At 41.7% G+C, this 19570-nt stretch carries 17 protein-coding genes; 9 read left to right on the plus strand and 8 right to left on the minus strand.

The features are described from left to right. Positions 1-66: 66 nt before the first annotated feature. The 8 genes from FHS24_RS01410 to FHS24_RS01445 all read right to left on the minus strand — a co-directional run bounded on the left by FHS24_RS01410 (position 67) and on the right by FHS24_RS01445 (position 8436). Positions 67-1521, minus strand: a complete 1455-nt coding sequence (locus FHS24_RS01410; RefSeq protein WP_183618091.1) for an ATP-binding protein — start codon at positions 1519-1521, stop codon at positions 67-69. Between the two features lie 67 nt (positions 1522-1588). Then, positions 1589-2263: a response regulator gene (locus FHS24_RS01415; RefSeq protein WP_183618093.1), complete on the minus strand. Its 675-nt coding sequence runs from the start codon at positions 2261-2263 to the stop codon at positions 1589-1591. A gap of 22 nt (positions 2264-2285) precedes the next feature. Continuing rightward, positions 2286-2894 carry a cytochrome b/b6 domain-containing protein gene (locus FHS24_RS01420; protein ID WP_183618095.1) on the minus strand — a complete coding sequence of 203 codons (609 nt, stop codon included), beginning with the start codon at positions 2892-2894 and terminating at the stop codon, positions 2286-2288. A 270-nt stretch (positions 2895-3164) separates the two neighbouring features. Then, complete coding sequence (locus FHS24_RS01425; RefSeq protein WP_227671771.1) at positions 3165-3893, minus strand: PAP2 family lipid A phosphatase; 729 nt, start codon at positions 3891-3893, stop codon at positions 3165-3167. Continuing rightward, on the minus strand, positions 3890-4297 hold the full coding sequence (locus tag FHS24_RS01430; RefSeq protein ID WP_183619093.1) for a diacylglycerol kinase: 408 nt from the start codon (positions 4295-4297) through the stop codon (positions 3890-3892). The genes FHS24_RS01425 and FHS24_RS01430 overlap by 4 nt, the downstream gene beginning before the upstream one ends. A 198-nt stretch (positions 4298-4495) precedes the next feature. Then, positions 4496-5752 carry a sensor histidine kinase gene (locus FHS24_RS01435; RefSeq protein ID WP_320158073.1) on the minus strand — a complete coding sequence of 419 codons (1257 nt, stop codon included), beginning with the start codon at positions 5750-5752 and terminating at the stop codon, positions 4496-4498. A gap of 204 nt (positions 5753-5956) precedes the next feature. Then, positions 5957-6643 (minus strand): response regulator transcription factor, encoded by a 687-nt coding sequence (locus FHS24_RS01440; RefSeq protein WP_183618101.1) that lies wholly within the window; start codon positions 6641-6643, stop codon positions 5957-5959. Positions 6644-6717: 74 nt separating this feature from the next. After that, the gene (locus tag FHS24_RS01445; protein WP_183618103.1) at positions 6718-8436 is read right to left on the minus strand and encodes a phosphoethanolamine transferase; all 1719 of its coding nucleotides are present in this window, start codon (positions 8434-8436) and stop codon (positions 6718-6720) included. A gap of 181 nt (positions 8437-8617) precedes the next feature. On the opposite strand from FHS24_RS01445, the gene FHS24_RS01450 reads away from it, so the two are divergent. The 9 genes from FHS24_RS01450 (at position 8618) to FHS24_RS01490 (ending at position 19435) form a co-directional block, all read left to right on the plus strand. Then, positions 8618-9613 carry a phosphatase PAP2 family protein gene (locus tag FHS24_RS01450; protein WP_183618105.1) on the plus strand — a complete coding sequence of 332 codons (996 nt, stop codon included), beginning with the start codon at positions 8618-8620 and terminating at the stop codon, positions 9611-9613. A gap of 236 nt (positions 9614-9849) precedes the next feature. After that, a complete protein-coding gene (ppiC, locus tag FHS24_RS01455; RefSeq protein WP_183618107.1) occupies positions 9850-10128 on the plus strand; it encodes a peptidylprolyl isomerase PpiC in 279 nt (92 codons plus the stop codon). 196 nt (positions 10129-10324) lie between these two features. Next, a complete protein-coding gene (truC, locus tag FHS24_RS01460; protein WP_183618109.1) occupies positions 10325-11095 on the plus strand; it encodes a tRNA pseudouridine(65) synthase TruC in 771 nt (256 codons plus the stop codon). A gap of 441 nt (positions 11096-11536) precedes the next feature. Beyond that, entirely contained in the window at positions 11537-12424 is an 888-nt protein-coding gene (locus FHS24_RS01465; protein WP_183618112.1) for an ABC transporter ATP-binding protein, read from the plus strand. Between the two features lie 536 nt (positions 12425-12960). Further along, complete coding sequence (locus FHS24_RS01470) at positions 12961-14721, plus strand: TrkH family potassium uptake protein (RefSeq protein ID WP_183618113.1); 1761 nt, start codon at positions 12961-12963, stop codon at positions 14719-14721. A 91-nt stretch (positions 14722-14812) separates the two neighbouring features. Next, on the plus strand, positions 14813-15514 hold the full coding sequence (locus tag FHS24_RS01475; protein WP_183618116.1) for a potassium channel family protein: 702 nt from the start codon (positions 14813-14815) through the stop codon (positions 15512-15514). Between the two features lie 17 nt (positions 15515-15531). Next, positions 15532-16074: a DUF3124 domain-containing protein gene (locus tag FHS24_RS01480; RefSeq protein ID WP_183618118.1), complete on the plus strand. Its 543-nt coding sequence runs from the start codon at positions 15532-15534 to the stop codon at positions 16072-16074. A gap of 54 nt (positions 16075-16128) precedes the next feature. Continuing rightward, entirely contained in the window at positions 16129-16992 is an 864-nt protein-coding gene (locus FHS24_RS01485) for a hypothetical protein (RefSeq protein WP_183618120.1), read from the plus strand. A 217-nt stretch (positions 16993-17209) separates the two neighbouring features. Further along, complete coding sequence (locus FHS24_RS01490; RefSeq protein ID WP_183618121.1) at positions 17210-19435, plus strand: PhoX family protein; 2226 nt, start codon at positions 17210-17212, stop codon at positions 19433-19435. Positions 19436-19570: the final 135 nt, after the last annotated feature.

Raw genomic sequence — 19570 nt, forward strand, 5'->3', positions numbered from 1 at the left:
AAAATCATGAGGGAATACAAGTAGCATACGCGGTGAAGATTAACTCAAGCTTAAGACAAGACGGCTTTATTTACTGATAGTGACCATAAAGCCGGTTTCTGGAGAGGGGCGATTGGCAAATGCTAAGTTCAGGTTATGCAGCTCGACAATCCGATTAGCAATAGATAGACCTAAGCCGCTGCCCATTTGGCTTTGACCGGCTGGTCGATAAAAGCGTTCGCTTAGCCTTGCTAACTGCTCAGGCGCGACGCCAGTGCCATTATCAAGCACTCGGATAGCATTTATATCTAGCTGTAATTCTACCGAAGCGCCTTCTGGGCAGTAATGAATGGCATTCTCTAAGAGGTTACGAAGTAATAATTTGAATAAAGTTGGGTTTACCAGAATAGGTAAAATATTGGTAGGATGGTCACACAGCACCGTGCGTTTGAGTTGGATATGTTTTTCCCGTGCCAGCCGATTAACCTCACTAAGCACTTCGTCGGTTAAAGCCAACCAGTCAGGTTTTTCTAATTGTTCAGCTGGCAGATGCTGCTGCGGCTCTATTTTTGCTAACGTCAAAAGTTGCTCAACCAAGTGATTGGCGCGCTCAATACCCTCACTGATTTTTTGAGTGTGATAGAACAGTTGGCTATCGTCTTCTATCTCTGACAATTGCAGTAATTGCTGTTGTAATAAATCCGCTTGTAACTTTAAGGCGGCAAGCGGACTTCGTAGCTCATGTGACGCATCAGCCGTAAAGCGTTGCTCACGCGCTAAAGTGTCAGCTACTTTCACAAATAACACATTTAATGCGTTCACCAAAGGCTGAATCTCTTTAGGGACATCTGCGGTGATGGGGCTGTCATCTTGTGGCTGACGCTGTTCAAGCTCGGCGCTGACCTCTGTTAAAGGTTTAAAGCCACGGCGAATGAGTAAAACGACGAGACCCATGAATGCCAGTAACCCAATCAGCATAGGCAGTAGCTGCACCGACATCGTATCAACAATCATTTTTTGGCGAGAATCAAGGTTTTGACCGACCGCAATCACGCGGCTTTCGTGCTTATCAGAATGCTCATCGTGAATATAAAACAAGCGCCATTGATGGTTAAAAGGGTTTAAGCGCTGATAGGCATGATGATCGTCTTCTAAAAAGCCATGTTGATTGGGGAGAAATTTAAATGACTGCCCATTTTCGTCCGCCATGAGTAGCCGACCGTCTTTATTCCAGATGGCAAACCCCATGTAATCATCTTCAGCCTCACCAAGATCACCGGATAGTTGCTTACTTTTCAGATGATATATTTTTGGAGAGTGTGACTTTTCTTTGTGTTCATCATTACTATTGTAATTGTCGTCATCATGTTCCTCGTCAGCAGATACCCCGATTAAGTAACGGGCGACTTGCGTGATTTGGGTGTCATTCATCTCATTGATTTCATGCCACAGTCGCCAAGCGATAAAGCTAGAGGTGAGTAACCAAAGCAAAGGCAGTCCAATCAATAAGGACGTCAGTAGTCGTTGTTGGATACTTTTCATAGGCTCACAGGGCAAAAGGGGATGGAGGATTTTATGATTGTAAGCTTAAGTTTAAGCTTTTAAATCACTATGGATGATTATAGGTAGGATTTAAATAATAGCCCACACCGCGTTTGGTTAAAATAAAGTCATTACCAAGCTTTTTGCGTAAATGATGAATATGTACTTCAATGGCATTACTTTCGATATCTTGTTGCCACCCATAGAGCTTGTCCTCTAAGCTTGCCCGACTGTGAATCTGCTTAGGATGCGTCAGCATTTGCTCTAGTATCGCCACCTCTTTAATCGTAAGCTCAATAAGATTGCCTTGATGGTAGAGTTGTTGGCTATGCGGCTGATAAGTCACGTTACCGTAGCGAATTTCAGGTTGGCTACGTCCTTGGCTTCGCCGCATCAGTGCTTGGAGACGAGCGATAACTTCATCCAAGGCAAAAGGTTTAATCAAATAGTCATCAGCCCCTGCATTGAGTCCGGCCACGCGATTGGCAATGGCATCGCGAGCAGTGATAATCAATACAGGGGTGTCTATCTGTTTGGCACGCCAGTTTTTTAATACCGTCATACCGTCGCCTTGCGGCAGGCTTAAATCTAACAGAACCGCATCAAACATATTATCTTGTAATGCCAGCTCACCTTGCTTTGCATTATCGAACCAATCGACCATCATGCCATGACTTTTTAAACCCAGAATAATACCGTCGGCGATAGTGTTATCGTCTTCTATGAGTAATATACGTGCCATATGCCATGCTCCATCATTTTTCTTATTCTGATTTAGAGGGTTCATCTACTATGGTTTTATTACCAGTAATCATGGCTTTAATCAGATTCTGTCGTTGCCAGTAACTCATGACTATCGCCGCGATAACGTGTAGAGGAACCAATAGATACAAGCTATTTGCGAATAACTCATGCACCTCTTCAAGGAAATCTTCATTACCCATCATTCCTGATTCCATCAGATAGCCTGTGATTCCAAGTCCTATAATCGCAGCCCATAATGATAGCATCATAAGAGCGGCCAATGGATTATGACCAAGATGCTGTTTATCGGTACGACGGACGCTTAGGGCTGATAAATGGCGTTTGATACGTAAAGGAGTAGGAAAGAAATTGCTAAATCGGGCATAGCGTGTCCCTACAAAGCCCCATAATAAACGTATGACAACTAACCCTACGACAGTATATCCAACGTATGCGTGCAGGTTGCTACCGTCCTCTGTAAAAAATAGGTTTGCAATAACACCAATAGCGACTGCCCAATGGGTGATTCTGACAAGGATATCCCAAACTCTTACTTGCTTCGTTTTAGACAGTTGTAAAAAGGCTTCACTTGCATCCTTAGATATAACACCATGATTGTTTTGGCCCATCATTGTACCTCGCTTAATAGTCAGTTTGTTTGCTGGCGATAACACGCTATTAAGATAAACGTGTGTATCGCGATGAGGCTGGATTTATTGTAAATAGCCTGTGTTGTAACTATTAAAACAAACCAACCTTAAGCTGAGCTTAGAGGGCAATAAAAATTTGAATCATAAAAGATAGTGTTTGAAGGGAGTATTCAATGGAAGGTATAAGGAGTAAAAATTTGCGTCGCCAAAATCTGTTAATTTGAATTGAATGAGATTTAAAAATTATCTTTATCTAAGTATTAATGAATTAGTAGTTCTTTTAAAAAATATGCAGGCAAGCGCACAGGCTATGGTTAATGACAGCAACATCGACACCAAAGTATGGCTAAAAAAATGGTCACCAAAGAGCATTTTATAAAGTCCCATTGTCCAGCCTAAAACTGTGACAGCTGCAAATATTTTATAGCGATACTTATGCAGAGTAGGTAAAAATGCTAATCCATATAAAGAAAACCCTGCGCTAGCGTGAGCCGCTGGGAAACACTTAGCTGGCGTGTTAGCAACCATATTTTGCCAAAGGTTGAGATAGGGCAGCTCACCACCAAACAGCGTCAAATGATTGGGGCAGCTAACATGGGTGACGCCTTTTAGTAAGGCAATGCTGGTAGGTGCTAGGATAATAATGGTCAGGAGATAACAGATTTCCCGAGCTGATAGGGGAATCATCAGTCTATTAGGTTTTAAGGTGTTTAGTGAAAGGTTTGCATCGACAGGTTGTTTATATCTAATGATTAACACAATCAGCAAATAAATCGACAATATAATTAACAGGGCTTTAGGTCCATCGTAGAATATAAGGGCATAAGGCTGTGCGCCTTTTTCTAAAAGCCAATGTCCGTTTACATAGAAAATCTCGCTAATACGCACATCTAAGGCGCTATGCTCAAATGTCAGTGTTGCAATAATGGTTAAACAGAGTAGCTTTAACCAGACCCAATTAGCTGAATATGATTTCAAAGTACCGCACTCATTAGTGCCATTGACCATAAGACAAACAGTAGTAATAATGCCAAAAATTGTGCCGCCGAACCAACATCTTTGGCTATTTTAGCTAAAGGATGCTTTGCCGTTGAAGTATGGTCAACACTGGCTTCGATACCTGTATTAATGAGCTCGACAATCAAAGATAAAAACGAGGCTATGACTAGCATCATCTTGATGCTGACTCCAAAAGGCATAAATATAATGACAGTGAATAAGATGAGATTAAGCCATAGCACTTGTCTAAACGCTGCTTCAAACTTATAAGCCGCTTTGAATCCATCTAGGGAGTACCCTGCAGCGTTAACGATACGAGCAAGTCCTTTTTTACCTTTTGCATGACTGGCAAAGTTATCTGCCACAATGAAAGCATTAGGCATTTCAGGGTTTTTAGAATGGGAGTTTGTTTGATCGTTGTTGATATGAATAGGGTTGACTTGGTTCATATTGGATTCTTAATAGTCTATTAAAATCAGTGTATGCGGTAGATTTTGAACCATTTAAAAAGAGTAAATGGAACCAGTAAGCACTGAGTATAAAATAGGGCGTATTAAGAAAGCGTTAAGCTTCTCATAAAACTATTGATAATAAATACTAAAGGTGCTGCCCCCTGTAGTATTGGCTTGATGGGTTAGCTTCCAGTCCATATGCGTCATGATGCGCTGCACGATGCTAAGACCCAACCCTGTGCCTTCAACCTTATAACTAGAGTAACCAGTCGACAATACCTCTGTATCGAACTGCGTGTCATTATGCTGTTGCTCTAGACGCTCAAATCTCTCATATAGCAGCGGCATTAAAGCTTCAGGAATACCCAAACCTGTATCGGTGACGGTAATTTTTTCAGCATCAATACTGATAATAACTTCCCCTTCATCGGTGTATTGAAAGGCGTTTTTTATCAAGTTCCCTAATGCCATTTTTAGTAGCTCAGGTCGTACGTAGGCGAAATATTCTTGTTCAGCCACGACGGTGCAAGTGACTGACTTGTAGCGTAATAAATACTTTAAACGCTCAGCTTCATTAACCGCAATGTTATTGATAGACGTCTGCGGTGTGTCCAGTTTTTCAGGCGCACGAGAGAGTAATAGTAAGGCGGTGATAATCTCAGAAGTTTCTTTGGCCGTATTGCTAATACGATTGGTAAATTCGCTCAAGTGACTGTCGTCAGCCAATTGTGATGCCAGCACTTCTGATGCGCCCATAATAATGGTTAGAGGCGTACGTAATTCGTGGCTGACATCGCCGGTAAATAATTGCTCACGCTTTAAGTACTGTTCAAGCTTTTGGTTTTTCTCATCAATGGCTCGTGCCAAAACGCCAACCTCTGATGGCAGATGCGTGAGTTGGGTTAGGTTTTGATGATTGGTTTCTACGGCATTTTTTAGGTCTAATAAAGGTTTAGTAATTTGCCTAGAGGACAGCTGAGAAAATATTGCGGCAATGAGTAAGCTTAAAATAACGGCAACTGTTAATGCATTGACAAATATGTCTTCTAATTGCTCAAATATCGCTAAAACAGGATAGCTTTTCATCACCATTGCACTGTCTTCTAAGTAGGTTAGAATATAGCTTTGATTATTTTGTTGATAGAGAAAAAAGTGCAGGTTGGTCCTGATATTGCCTTCTTCAGTATTCACAGTGACAGGCGTTTCTTGCACGGTATCGGTTGCCATGGCTTTTAAATTATCAGGAGCACTATCATAGTCATATATTTTGATACCGGGATTGGCAATATAAACCGGCTGCTTACCTTCTTTTTCTTGACTGAGCGCCAATTGTTGAATCAAGCGTGCTTTGACCAGCTCTTGCTCAAGCCTCATTTCAGCATACATAAAAATACTGACGAAAGTGGCGCAAAGCAATAGAGCAAATAGAAAGTATGAGATTCGAAATTTATTGGCAATGGAGTCGATGCTAAACATTGTATTTACTAACCTGGTATGTACTTCTTAATGAAAAGCAGTAGGCAAAACGAAATGAAAGTGTAGTAAGCGCATTCATAATAGTGCTGAGTTGCTCAATATTATTATTGTCTTTTATTCTTTGTCTGGATCAATAATTTGATAACCAATTCCAGGCACAGTCACTATCATCGTTTTATCAAATGGTTTATCGACTTGTGCCCGTACGCCATGCACATGGGTTCGCAGCGCATCACTACTTGGAATATCATCACCCCATACTTTTTCTTCTAATTCATTTTTATTGACCACTCGCGGCGCAGCGCTCATCAGTGTCTGTAATATCTTAAACCCAGTTGGCGTTAGCTTTATTGGTTTACCTTCACGCACAATCGTGTGTGCTTCTGTATTTAAAGACAGCTTGCCGACTGTGATACTGTGCTCAAAGTGACTGTCTTGATGGCGGCGTATCAGGGCTTTTATCCGCGATTCCAATTCAACCAATGAGAAAGGTTTGACCAGATAATCATCCGCGCCACTATCGAAGCCTGCCACTTTATCCGAAATAGTATCGCGAGCGGTCAGCATCAATACGGGCGTTTTATTATGTAGCTCCTCTCTGAGCTTTTTGCACAGTTTGGTGCCATCCATACCCGGTAGCATGACATCTAATAATATAACGTCATAACGATTGTTTGAGGCTAGGGTCAGACCGCTAATCCCGTTATGAGCATTGTCCAGCTCAAAGCCCTTGGGCTCAAAAAAAGCGTAAATATTGGCAACAATATCAGGATTGTCTTCAATAACGAGTATCTTGTACATACATGTCTCGTGCATAAATGCCAACAGGGCGCTAAGAAAATAGATTTAAAACTCTTAAAATAGCCTACAAAACTTTAAGTGGTAGCTTTAAAGAAAGTCGGTGCAGCAGCTACCTCATCGGTCGTGATACCAAAAAAGCCAAGTAGGGTGGGTGTAATAAAATCATGGGATACTGGCTGCTTAATCATGTTAGCAAGGCTGGTTTTATTGCTGCTAGTGCTGTCGATGCCATTACTCGCAGGCGACCAGACAATCACAGGTACTTGCTTTTGAGTATCTGGCGCCATACTGTACGGCAGACCATGCAGGTAGATATTGTTTTCACCCAAACTTTCTCCATGATCGCTGATATATACCATCACCACATCATAATCCTGCTCATAAGCTTTTAGCGTATTGATAACGTTATTCAAGAAGTAATCAGTATAACGAATCGCATTATCATAGCCATTGATAATCGACTGGCCATCACATTTAGACAGCTCATTGGTCTTACAAACGGGTTTAAAAACTTCAAAGGTTTTAGGATAGCGTTTGTAATATTCAGGACCGTGATTGCCCATTTGATGCAATAGAATAAGCGTATCTTTTGGCAATGCATTCGAATTTACTGTATCTGATTTTACCAGTTTATCAAAGCCATTAAGCATGCCAATATCACGGCATTCGCCATCACAGTCAGGATTAAGTTTAGGCGTTTTATAATCCTCAAAAGTCACTCTATCAGCAACCCCTTTAGAGCTAGAATTATTATCGCGCCAAATAACGTTGACGCCTTGTTTATGCAAGGTGTCAAGCACGTTTTCATTATAGTCTGCACTACTGGCATCATAATCCTTTCTATCAGCATAGCTGAACATGCAAGGAACGGAATAAGCGGTAGATGTGCCACAAGAGGTCGCATTTTTAAAGCTATAAATATCTGGCTGGCTAGCAAGTAGTGGCATAGTCTCGCGCTCATAACCGTTTAAGCTAACATGGTCAGCGCGAACCGTTTCACCCACGACAAATACCATCAATTTAGGTTTTGCCTTAGCTGTACTATTGCTAGCGACGGGCATGGTGCGTTTGGCATCTGTTGCATGTGGGATTAAGGTGTCAGGACGGCGCAATTCATCGACATAATCGGTGCCCAGTTTGATGACAGAATAAATAGGGGTAATAGGGTTGGTATAACTACGTACTACTTTATGTTGGCGAAAAAAAGTGGCGTATTGGTCGCCAAATGGCAGTAGGCAGACTGCTATTAATACGATAGATAGTATCAAAGTAAGCGCTCGTTGCCATAATGCGCGGCGTAAAGGCGTACGCTTGATACGAACTTTAGCAATGATAACAGCTGGCAATATACCCAATAAAAAAAGGCGAATGAAAAAACTCGGAGCTATCAAGCCCATCGCTTCTGCTTGGTCGGTTTGCATGCTATTCACCAGCATATTATGGTCAAATATCGTCCCATAGCTATCGGTAAAATAACCGCATACTGCAGCTATTAATACCATCACGATCAGCACTAACTTTGCAATTGGTCGATAACACAATAGCTGCAGCACTAGCCATATCAATCCAAACAGTAAGCAGGTGATAGAAATTATAAATCCAATATTGCTACTAAAAGGATAAATACTTAATACTTGCTCAAAAAAGCTCATATTGGCAGTAGCAACCAAATATAGCACAACGATAATAATCAGATAATTAAGATGAATCTCACGATTAAAAGATCTACTTATGATATCTTTCTTGGTATCAGCTTTAGTGGCATTAGTGCTAAGTGCTTGAAGTGTCAACATACACAGACTTCTTAATAAAGTGGGATAGATTTCATGTTTTAAGGTAGCAATTATCCTGTTAAGAAGATGTTAAGAAGCCTAGATTAAATGCATAATAGATAATGAATGTCAGGTTGTATCCGATACTCTCAAAATTCATAAATCATCTATAAAAATAGTTGTAAAAAGAGACCTCTTACTCATGATTACGCTCATTGAAAAAAATCAGCAGTTGTTTCTTTTAGGAATGCTTATTCTGTTAGTGATAGTTGTTTTATGGGCTTTACAGTATGCGGTAATTCGCTATGGTCAGACAGTACTGAATCAGGGGCTGAGATATTGGATGGTGCTCAAACAATATTTTGGGACAAGCAAGCGACTCATTTGCTTAAAAAATAACTATCCAAAACTGTATTATGCTTCGTTGCAAAGGCTTACTGTACAGCACTTTTATGGATTGCCTCTGACAGTTTTATTTTTAGTCATGGGTTATATATTAGCTTTGTTTTTTGGTTTGGTTGAAGATGTCGTTACTTCAGATACTATTGTAGCAACTGACTTTTTTGTGTCACAGCAGATGAGTGTGCTGAGTGAGTCGCCTGTAGTGACGTTCTTCATTTTCATTACTAGCTTTGCCTCTACTGCAACGACCTGCTTAATCGTATTGCTAGTCTGTATCCTATGCTGGATGATTCGCCAACACTATATATTAATAGGGTTATTGATAGCCACTTTAGGAAGCACGGTATTTACCTTCCTCAGTAAACTGTTATTTCATCGAACGCGACCAGTAGATATTTTACTGTTTGAGCGGACAGATTCCTTCCCAAGTGGACATGCGACGATTACGGTTGCGTTATATGGATTTCTGGCTTACATGGCCATTCGTTTTAGTCGCAACTTTGTCATGCAAGTTCGGATAGCTGTGATTACTATCTTTTTTTCTTTATTAATAGGATTAAGCAGAATTTTGCTGAATGAGCATTATTTGAGTGATGTACTGGGAGGTTACTTGGTAGGAGCATTATGGCTAACGGCAGCGATTAGTGTGACAGAATGGCTAAAGACGCGTAACAACATTGATTGGCAGATAGGTTGGTCAGTTACTCAGGTTCGTCTGGTCTGGCTCAGTGTTATATGTGTACTGATTGGCACCTCGATCTATGCTAAGTTTTATCAGTTTCCGTTGTTACTCTAAGTAAATTCAAGGTATTAACGCCAAAAAAATATCTCTTACACTTCCATGGGCGTCTGCCAGATGCATTGTACGGATGTGTTGTCAGCGCCAATCAAAAGGCACCGATTCTCATCCAAAGAGTAGCGCCTGTGTAGATAATGACTTTTGATGAAGTAGTGCATGCAAGTGAGGTTAGTAACCAAAGTGAGTAGTGGTATAATGCCCTGATAATCGATATTTCATGAAGGGTTTACATTATGGCTCGTACAGCTAGCGCATTACACATTTTAGTAAAAGACAAAGAACTGGCTGACGACATTATTGCCAAGCTCAAAAAAGGTGCCCAGTTTGATGTGCTGGCTAAGAAACACTCAACCTGCCCATCAGGTAAAAAGGGCGGCAGCTTAGGTGAGTTTACAAAAGGTCAGATGGTACCGGCATTTGATAAAGTCTGCTTCAACGGTGAACTCTTCACCCCTCATTTAGTGAAAACTAAATTTGGCTGGCATGTGGTCAAAGTACTTTACAGGACGTAAGCGTTAGAATCGGAGCTTTGATGGTTAGGTGGTTGAGACTTTAGCACCACATCCGTTGAATTGAAATTTGAATCAGCGTATCTGACTTTACTATACCAAATAAACTTTAATGGCTATTCTGTGACGTTCGAAAGAAGTGAATTTAAAAGCTATGGTGTAGACAAGAAACATCAGCGCAAGTAAGGGCATTAAAAACATGAATATCGAAAGCGGCACCGCCAATCAAATCGCTAATCAAATAGAAATAATCTATGAAGATGAATATCTGGTGGCGATCAACAAAGAAGCGGGTCTATTGGTGCATCGCAGTTGGCTGGATAAAGGCGAGACGCGTTTTGCCATGCAACTCACTCGTGATGCAGTAGGTTGCCATGTCTTTCCGGTGCATAGGTTAGATAAGCCGACGTCAGGCGTGTTGTTGTTTGCTAAGAGCTCAGCCGTGGCGCGCAGCCTTACCGAGGCTTTTACTGAGCGCAAAGTTACTAAGCAATATTTAGCCGTGGTGCGCGGCTTTATGCCTGAGCATGGCACCGTTGATTATGCGTTGAGTTTTAAGCCCGATGCCATAGCCGATAAATTTGCTGACTTGGACAAACCCGCTCAAGATGCGGTGACGCATTGGCAGAGTTTGGCACAAATTGAGCTGCCATTTGCGGTATCAAAAAAGCATAACACCAGCCGCTATAGTCTGATGCGCTTAACACCGGAAACTGGGCGTAAACATCAGCTGCGCCGTCACATGAGACATTTATTTCATCACATAGTGGGTGATACTAGCCACGGCGATATACGTCACACACGATTTTTTCGTACTCACTATGACTGTACGCGCATGCTGCTGCATGCTCAGGCTTTAGCGCTCAGCCACCCCGTCACTGGTGAGCCATTATTGCTAAAAGCGGGATTAGACGATCAATGGATGCGCATCATGGAAGAGTTTTCTTGGGTAGATAGCGCTAAAGGTTAGACAGTGTCAAATTTAGGCGTTATTTGAGGAGATTGTATCATTTACAGGGCAAACTCACATACTGCACAAAACCAACTATCTTTCGCGCACATATAAGAGAGATCAGTTGGTATCTCGGTATACGGACAATAAAAACCCCTTAGCCACTGAGGACTTGGACGGCTGTCCATGTAGAAGGTAGTTGTTTGCTGCTTCAATCAGCATATGAATGGCTCGCTCTTTAATTTCAAGTTTGTAGTTTCGTGCTTTCATCGTTGTGTTCTTTAATAAAGTTAAGTCTCCGATAATCCCGGGGCGATTCACTTTTTTAAGCTTTTTAGCGCGCATAAGGTTGTCTAACCTTTGTTTTTTTCATTGAAGTGTCATATCTGCTAGATACACTGCTGACCTACGCAAGATAAGTAAGTAAATGGATAATTATAAGCGATTAGGTGAGTGGCTATGTTAGAGCTAAGACAGGTTACAAAGAGATATGATGACAAGGTGATATTCGAGGATCTTTCACTCAAAATTAACAAGGGTGAGATAGTTTCAATCTTAGGACCATCCGGCTGTGGTAAGACCACTTTGTTGCACATGATTTTGGGGTTAACCGACATCAGCGGCGGCCGAATTGCTTATGACGGCGAAGATATTACCCGCGTCTCTATGAGACAAAAAGGCTTTAATTCCATTGCCCAGGATTATGCTATATTCCCCAATCTTAATGTCAAACAAAACATCGAATACGGTCTGCGTAACAATCCTAATGTGAGTACACAACAAGAAGTCGATGAACTGATCGACTTACTCGATATTAAGGCCCATCTCAATAAGTACATTCATCAGCTATCAGGCCATCAAAATCAACGTGTCATGCTGGCACGTACTTTAGTCATGAAACCTAAAATACTATTATTGGATGAGCCTTTGTCTGCACTAGATGGGGTGAATAAGGAAACCGTCAAAGAGCGCATCCGTGAGATTGCCGTGCGCTATCAGCTGACTACTCTAATTGTCACCCATGACCCAGAAGAGGCGATGACGCTATCTGATCGTATCCTACTGCTATCGGATGGCAAAATAGCACAATTCGCTGAACCCGCTGAAATCATACATAATCCTGCCAGTGATTTCATCACCAACGCCATTTTAAATCAGCTTAATATCAAACGTCGCAATATCTTAAGCTTGTTTGCCGACGGTATATCTGAAGCTGATCCGCTAAGTAAATATACTCAAAACCAAAACTATGGGCAGTATGAGTCTGATATTTGCCCTCATCATGCTGATTCTAAAACTATCGCTGTCAATGATAAGAAAAAGTCAAAAGATACTGTGAAAGGCTAGTCTTCTAGAGGCTTACAGTGACTGAATCGGCAAATGACATACTATAGATGTTATTCAGTAAAAACCCTTTTCTTATAACTGGGCTTATGACAAGATTTTCCCGATATCTTATTTTGATTATGAAAAACATAAAGCCATTATTGTATAAGTCGACTAAGCATTAATTAAGTATATCTGATATTGATCACTGTTATAAAGAATCGCTGTAAACAAGTGCTTTAAATAAGTACTCAAAAAGCTTTCAAGCTATATCTTTTATAGCTTGAAAGCTTTTTTGTTTTTATAGCTGAGCACGCCTATGTAAAGCCTGTACTTGATATATCTTTTTAAGATGTAAGTGATTTTATTTAGTCAACATATATTATCAATCTGTGCAAAATAATTGCATTGATAATAAATGCTGCGAGGTTAAATGTTGAATAAAAGACAAGCCTAAAAGACGTCATAACTGGTTACGATTATTTAAAAACAGTCTTAGTGGATGGCGAAAAAAAGGCGTATAAGTATTATCGTTACTCCTTTCATGGAATTAGGCTATGCATCCAGCCCTACCGTATCGGCTGTTGAATAAGTTTACTATTGTTATTGGCGCCATTGGCATTGGAGTTGCCTTAGTCGATAGTGGTTTTACGCTCACGACATGGCTACAGCATATTTTTCATATTTTTTATTTAACGATTATTTTATTGGGTTTTGTGGCGACGGTAGGGCGCTATATGCGCTCAAAGTCGCGCTTATCGGTCAATAAAGTCGCGGTTTTCGATTTACTAACCAGTGTCGCTATTGTTGTGCTATTGGCGGTGCATTTCTTTGAGCTGGCGCGCTCTGGATTATCGATGCCGGTAGATGGTTTTATTGCGATTAAGATTGCCGTTTTCGTCACTTTTATCCGTGAGATATCGGACAATAATTTTAGTCTTAATCGGGCTTTTTTGAATCCAGGTCAATTTTTTATCTTAAGTTTTTTGTCCGTGGTATTGGTCGGAGCTTTATTGCTTATGATGCCCAATGCCACCACTGAGCCGATATCCTTTGTCGATGCGCTGTTTACGGCCACCAGTGCAGTCTGTGTGACAGGGCTGATTGTGGTGGATACGGCGACCCGTTTTACGACGTTTGGGCAGCTGATTATCATCGGGCTAATTCAAATTGGCGGTTTGGGTATTCTGACCTTCGTAACGTACTTCAGCTATTTTTTTAAAGGCGGTGTCAGTTATGAGACGCAGCTCAGTATCAGTGAAATGAACGTTTCACGAAGGATGGGCGATATGATATCCACCCTTAAGTCTATTTTGTATGTGACTTTTGGGGTTGAAGCGTTGGCTGCTATTTTAATTTACATAAGTATCTATGATTTACCAGAAATGAGCTTTACACAAAGGCTGTTTTTCGCGATATTTCATGCCATCTCCGCTTTTTGTAATGCAGGGTTTTCTACCTTTAGTGCCGGCTTATACGATGAGTCACTGCGCTTTAATTATCCTTTACAGCTTATCATTAGTACCACTTTCTTATTTGGCGGTATGGGTTTTATTATTGTCGTCAATCTATTGCGCTATCTGCGTCACCGTACTCAAAGGGCGATTTTCCAAAATGATCCACGTTACGGTTATCAGCCGTGGCTGTTGAGTATCAATAGCCGTATCACGTTAATTACCTCTGGCGCTTTATTGTTAATTGGTCTGCTTGGAGTAATGCTGTTTGAATACAATGGCATACTTGCTGAGCATCAGAGTTTTTCCGCTAAGCTAATTACAGGGCTGTTTACGGCAGCCACACCGCGTACTGCAGGCTTTAATATTGCCGATATGGATGCGCTCGCGTTCCCGACCATTATGCTGACGATTTTTTTGATGTGGATTGGTGCTTCGCCAAACTCTACCGGCGGTGGTATAAAAACCAGCACTTTTGCCATTGCGGTATTAAATACCTTGAGCTTAGCCCGTGGTCAGACCAAGGTTGAAGTGTTTCAGCGCGAGATTGCTGACATCTCTATTCGTCGGGCATTTTCTATTATGTGGCTGTCGTTATTTGTCATTGGCATGGGCGTCACCCTTATCAGCTACGATCAGCCCGAGCTTGATTTGATTAAAGTGATTTTTGAATGCTTTTCTGCCTATAGTACGGTTGGTTTGAGTTTAAATTTGACCGCTGAGCTATCGACCTTTAATAAGCTTGTCGTCTCGGTAATTATGTTTGTTGGGCGGGTGGGAATGTTGACAATATTTATTGCGCTACTGAAGAATAGATATCAGCGTAACTATCGTTATCCGACTGAAGAGATTACTATCAATTAACTTAATGTTAATTAAAAAAATAACTTATTAGGCATTAACTAAATACGTCGCGATTGCTGCTTTTACGGTGGCATGAGTGACAAGGAATATTATGAAATACATCATTGCAGGTTTGGGCAGTTTTGGTTCCTCATTAGGCATGGCGCTCACGAGCCAAGGTCATGAAGTCATCGCCATTGATAGCAGCATGCAAAAAGTTGAAGCGTATAAAGAAGCTATTACTCATACTATCTGCATGGATGCCACCGACGAATATACTGTCAATGGCTTGCCTATTATGGATACCGATATAGTGGTAGTAGCGATTGGGGAAAACGAAGGGGCCAATATTATGGCAACGGCGCTGTTTAAAACCCTAAAAGCCAAGCGTCTAATCAGTCGTAGTATCAATCCCTTACATGAAAAAGTACTACAAGCGATTGGGGTCGACGATATTTTTCATCCTGAAAAAGAATCGGCCATGCGCTGGGCAAAACGGCTGTCATTGCGTTATTTCGTTGACTCTTTCGAATTGACGGACAACTTTAGTATTGTCGAGATTGCTATTCCTACTCCTTTAATTGGCAAACAAATAGCGACATTACAGCTAGAAAATAGGTTTAATATTAAGCTATTGAGTACCATGCACTATGAGCATTACGAAGACAGCTTTGGCCGTCAGCAGAGCAAACCTAGCATTCAGGGATTGGCTACACCAGAGCAAGTACTGCAAGAAAATGATGTATTGGTGGTTTATGGCGCTAACAAACATATCAATAATTTTTTACGTAGTGTAGGGGTTAAAGTACACTAATCGCTAGGGATAACGTTATGAATAAGTGCTGCATATCCGTGCTATGTCTTGCCAGTCTCATGCTGTTCAGCGGCTGTGATGAGTCGAAACAAAACCCGAATGTCATGTTTTCAGAGAAGCACCAAGACCCGATTCAAGAGCTTGAGAAGCACTCTAAAAAAGTCGATCACAGCCAGTTTGGTTATAAACAAACCTTTTATGTGCCAATTTACTCAGATATTTATACCGATAGGGATAATCGTAAGGTTTTACTATCAGCGACCTTAAGCGTGCGCAATACCACCTTAAAAAAATCACTCTATATTAATAAGATAGATTATTACAGTACCGATGGCGATCTTGTAAAGTCATATTTAACAGAGACTATTGAGCTGCCCGCCATGGCGACATTAAATTATATCGTCGAAAAAGAAGAGGATAAAGGGGGCTCTGGGGCAAAATTTATCATTGAAGTCGAAGGCATAGATGAAACCGTCAAGCCCATTATTGAGGCGGTGATGATTGGTAATTTTAGCAATAAAGGCTTTGCTTTTAGCACGCAGGGTACGCCGGTTTTGTAATGATGGTTATCTACGCTTTATTAATATGGATAATCCAAATTTAGGAGAATTGCCATGTTAGTTTTTACCCAAGGCTCATCTTTACCAACCATTAAAACAGTACTATTTACTATTGTATTACTCGGTACGGCGCAACTGATAGTAGGTTGTGACTCGCAGTATTCCTCTTCAAATAATATAACGGCGCAAACGGATAATATAGGTGAAAATACGGCTGAGACAGATAACGTGCATATCAAGCCGGCGCCTATAAATTCTGCTGCTGCGAATAGAGCACAGGCTAACGAAATAGTAGCGCCGTCTAATGATAAAACTGTCAATCCATCAGGCTACCAAAAGCTAAGTTTTGGGCAGGTTATCACTCCTGAGTTACTAAATAAGTTAGGACTAATCAAGGAAGAAACTGACAACGAGCAGTGCTATTACGTCAATAATCCAGCACTGAGCTATATGGATAAAGAGTACGGTAAACGTGCCTCGGTGCTATATCAGATCATTGATAATAAAGTTGCTCTTATTGCTATTCAAGCTCCAAACATACCTTTTTATACAGACATCAATGTTGGCCATGCAGTGACAGAGGTGATGAAAGAGCATAATAACAAGCTGACTTATGAAGTCGATAAATATGCGGTTAATGGCGACTACTATAGTCTGATTGCTAACGTTAACTTCGAGGTGATAAAAGAGCCCCAACTCGGAGAGTCGTTAAAAGACGAAAATATTAAAATGAATGATAAAAAAGACGAGTTGCCCATACAAATTGAATATCATATCAAGGGCGGTCAAAAGCTTAATAATTATAGAATTAACTCAACAGAGTGGACGGCAGATAATCGGAGCTTATTAAAGGGGGAGGTAGAAAGCATTGATATCGGTATACCAGATGCTATCTATTCGGTCGAAGGTTGCTCTTAAGGCGTAAATATAAATAACGTAGCGCTTTATATTCTTAGATTAACATATCAAAAACAGCGTGGTTTTTATAGGTCATTATCTAAAATTTTGTCATCAAGTTGTCATGGAGTTTCAGTAGACTCAAACATAAATCGTATCTTGGTCGTTACAACGATAACGCCGCGATATTTTTTATACCAACTCAGCCTACTAAATCCAGCCTAAAAGGTGACTGAACATGACCTCATTGAATAACAAGCAAACGCTTGCGCATGAAGTAGTTGAAGACTCTAACCCGACTGATAATATCGACTTTCAAACCATTATCAATCGCCGTATGAACCGCCGCAGTATTCTAAAAGGTGGCACAGGATTGACGGCGGCGGCGTTTTTTGGGGCGCTACCTTTGGTTGGCTGTAGTGACGACGATGATAGCAGCTTGCCTGTTAATCCTAGTAACGATAATAGCGCTGCTATTCCTGCACAAGGTGACTTAAAACGTCCTGAAACTTTGAGGTTTACGGCAGTACCGCATTCAACGGCCGACACGATGAGCGTGGCAGCAGGCTATAAAGCCGAGATGATATTACCACTAGGCATGCCGCTGATATCTGGTATCGAGGATTGGAAAGACAGTCGTGAGCAATCCGCTGAGTCGTTTGAGTGGCGTATGGGTGACAACCATGATGGCATGTGGTTCTTTGGTAAAAAAGGCAATGCGTACGACGCCAAAGCATCAGAAAATGGTTTGCTAGTCATGAACCACGAATATGTAAACAGTAGTGAGCTTAGCCCGTTTGGTTACCATGTCATCCAAGATAGTAACGCTGCACCAATCTTTCAAAACCGTCGCCTCGCAAGCGACGTGCGCCGTGAGGTCAATTGTCATGGGGTTGCCGTGGTTGAGATGCGCCGCCGCTCTGATGGTATGGGTTATGAGATGGTACCCAATTCGAAATACAATCGCCGCATTACCAGCAGTACGACTGCCCAATTAACAGGTCCTGTTGCGGGATCTGACTTGGTGAAGACCAAGTTTGATCCGACAGGCTTTCAGACTCGTGGCATTAATAATAACTGCGGTGCAGGTCTCTCACCTTGGGGCACTTATCTGACCACAGAAGAGAATTTTTTAGGCGTATTTGGCCGCGGGCGAGATGCTGATCAATTGAATGCTGGACACAACTATGGTCGTGAGCGCTACGGGGCGATAGAGGACTTCCCTGGTTGGGAATATCTGTGGCATACACCTGACGCCAAAGATGCGGCTATTCCTGACGAGTTTTCACGTTGGGATATGACTGCCGTCGGTGCCGGTGCTGCCGATGACTACCGTCATGCATTCAATACCTTTGGTTATATCACCGAAATTGACCCTTTTGACCAACATTCTATACCGCAAAAACGCACGGCATTGGGTCGTTTTGCCCATGAAAACTGTGCCTATGCGCCTGTTGAACAAGGCAAGCCAGTGGTATTCTATATGGGCGACGATGCCCGCGGTGAATATATTTATAAATTCGTCTCAAAAGCGACGTGGTCAAATGCTGATATCGGCGGTGGCTTAAAAGTGGGCAATAAATATCTGGACGATGGCACGCTATATGTTGCTATTTTTAATGAAGATGGCAGTGGGGTGTGGAAAGCACTTGTCCATGGTCAAAATGGACTGGATACCTCTAATAATGTCTTGCCGTTTCATGGACAAGATGAGGTGTTGGTCTTTGCCCGTGCCGCCGCTGATGTCGTCGGCGCGACCAAGATGGATCGACCTGAATGGGTATCGGTCAGCCCAATAACGGGTGAGGTATATGTGACCTTGACCAATAATAAATATCGCGGCGTAAGTGATGATCAACCGCTCTCAGCATCGAATCCACGCAGCTATCAAGTTGGCGACAAAGCACGCGGTAATGATAATGGTCATATCATTCGCTGGGCAGAAGCAGGCGGCGATCATGCGGCAACAAGTTTTGAATGGGATATCTACCTGTTTGCCTCGCCAAGTGATTTGTCAGCGGAGAACTTATCGCAGCTAAATGACAGCAACGATTTATCATCGCCAGACGGACTGTATTTTGATCCACGCGGGGTGCTATGGATTCAGACAGATGATGGCGCTTATACGGATACCAGTAGTTGTATGTTGCTCGCGGCACTACCGGGCAAAGTCAGCGATGGTTCGCTTATGACCACTTCAGCAGGGCAGCAAACCCGAGTCGGCATGCCTGCCAGTAATGATAATATCAAACGCTTTTTCGTCGGCCCTGAGGGCTGTGAGGTCACCGGTATTACCATGACACCAGATTTTAAAACTCTTTTTATTAACATTCAGCATCCAGGCAATAGCTGGGGTGCCGTCGCAGGTGGCAGTACCCCGCGCTCAGCGACGGTCATGATTACGCGAGAAGATGGCGATGTGATATTGGCTGAGTCATTTGATACCGTAACTACTAGTACTTAACAGTAGTAGCACTTAAGAACCTTCTTAATCGTTAACGAAAAACCAATATGCTTGATTTCCTTTTCTCCGTTTATAGAGAATAAGAATGCAAGTATATTGGTTATTGTATTTTTAAACGACGGTTTTAAGAATATA

The organism is Psychrobacter luti (genome assembly GCF_014192115.1).
GTDB lineage: Bacteria > Pseudomonadota > Gammaproteobacteria > Pseudomonadales > Moraxellaceae > Psychrobacter > Psychrobacter luti.

Bases quoted from the DNA above. Each gene is read 5' to 3' on its own strand.
- FHS24_RS01410 (WP_183618091.1), bottom strand. From the start codon at position 1,521: ATGAAAAGTATCCAACAACGACTACTGACGTCCTTATTGATTGGACTG.
- FHS24_RS01415 (WP_183618093.1), bottom strand. From the start codon at position 2,263: ATGGCACGTATATTACTCATAGAAGACGATAACACTATCGCCGACGGT.
- FHS24_RS01420 (WP_183618095.1), bottom strand. From the start codon at position 2,894: ATGGGCCAAAACAATCATGGTGTTATATCTAAGGATGCAAGTGAAGCC.
- FHS24_RS01430 (WP_183619093.1), bottom strand. From the start codon at position 4,297: ATGCCTAATGCTTTCATTGTGGCAGATAACTTTGCCAGTCATGCAAAA.
- FHS24_RS01435 (WP_320158073.1), bottom strand. From the start codon at position 5,752: ATGTATGCTGAAATGAGGCTTGAGCAAGAGCTGGTCAAAGCACGCTTG.
- FHS24_RS01440 (WP_183618101.1), bottom strand. From the start codon at position 6,643: ATGTACAAGATACTCGTTATTGAAGACAATCCTGATATTGTTGCCAAT.
- FHS24_RS01445 (WP_183618103.1), bottom strand. From the start codon at position 8,436: ATGTTGACACTTCAAGCACTTAGCACTAATGCCACTAAAGCTGATACC.
- FHS24_RS01450 (WP_183618105.1), top strand. From the start codon at position 8,618: ATGATTACGCTCATTGAAAAAAATCAGCAGTTGTTTCTTTTAGGAATG.
- ppiC (WP_183618107.1), top strand. From the start codon at position 9,850: ATGGCTCGTACAGCTAGCGCATTACACATTTTAGTAAAAGACAAAGAA.
- truC (WP_183618109.1), top strand. From the start codon at position 10,325: ATGAATATCGAAAGCGGCACCGCCAATCAAATCGCTAATCAAATAGAA.
- FHS24_RS01465 (WP_183618112.1), top strand. From the start codon at position 11,537: ATGTTAGAGCTAAGACAGGTTACAAAGAGATATGATGACAAGGTGATA.
- FHS24_RS01470 (WP_183618113.1), top strand. From the start codon at position 12,961: ATGCATCCAGCCCTACCGTATCGGCTGTTGAATAAGTTTACTATTGTT.
- FHS24_RS01475 (WP_183618116.1), top strand. From the start codon at position 14,813: ATGAAATACATCATTGCAGGTTTGGGCAGTTTTGGTTCCTCATTAGGC.
- FHS24_RS01480 (WP_183618118.1), top strand. From the start codon at position 15,532: ATGAATAAGTGCTGCATATCCGTGCTATGTCTTGCCAGTCTCATGCTG.
- FHS24_RS01485 (WP_183618120.1), top strand. From the start codon at position 16,129: ATGTTAGTTTTTACCCAAGGCTCATCTTTACCAACCATTAAAACAGTA.
- FHS24_RS01490 (WP_183618121.1), top strand. From the start codon at position 17,210: ATGACCTCATTGAATAACAAGCAAACGCTTGCGCATGAAGTAGTTGAA.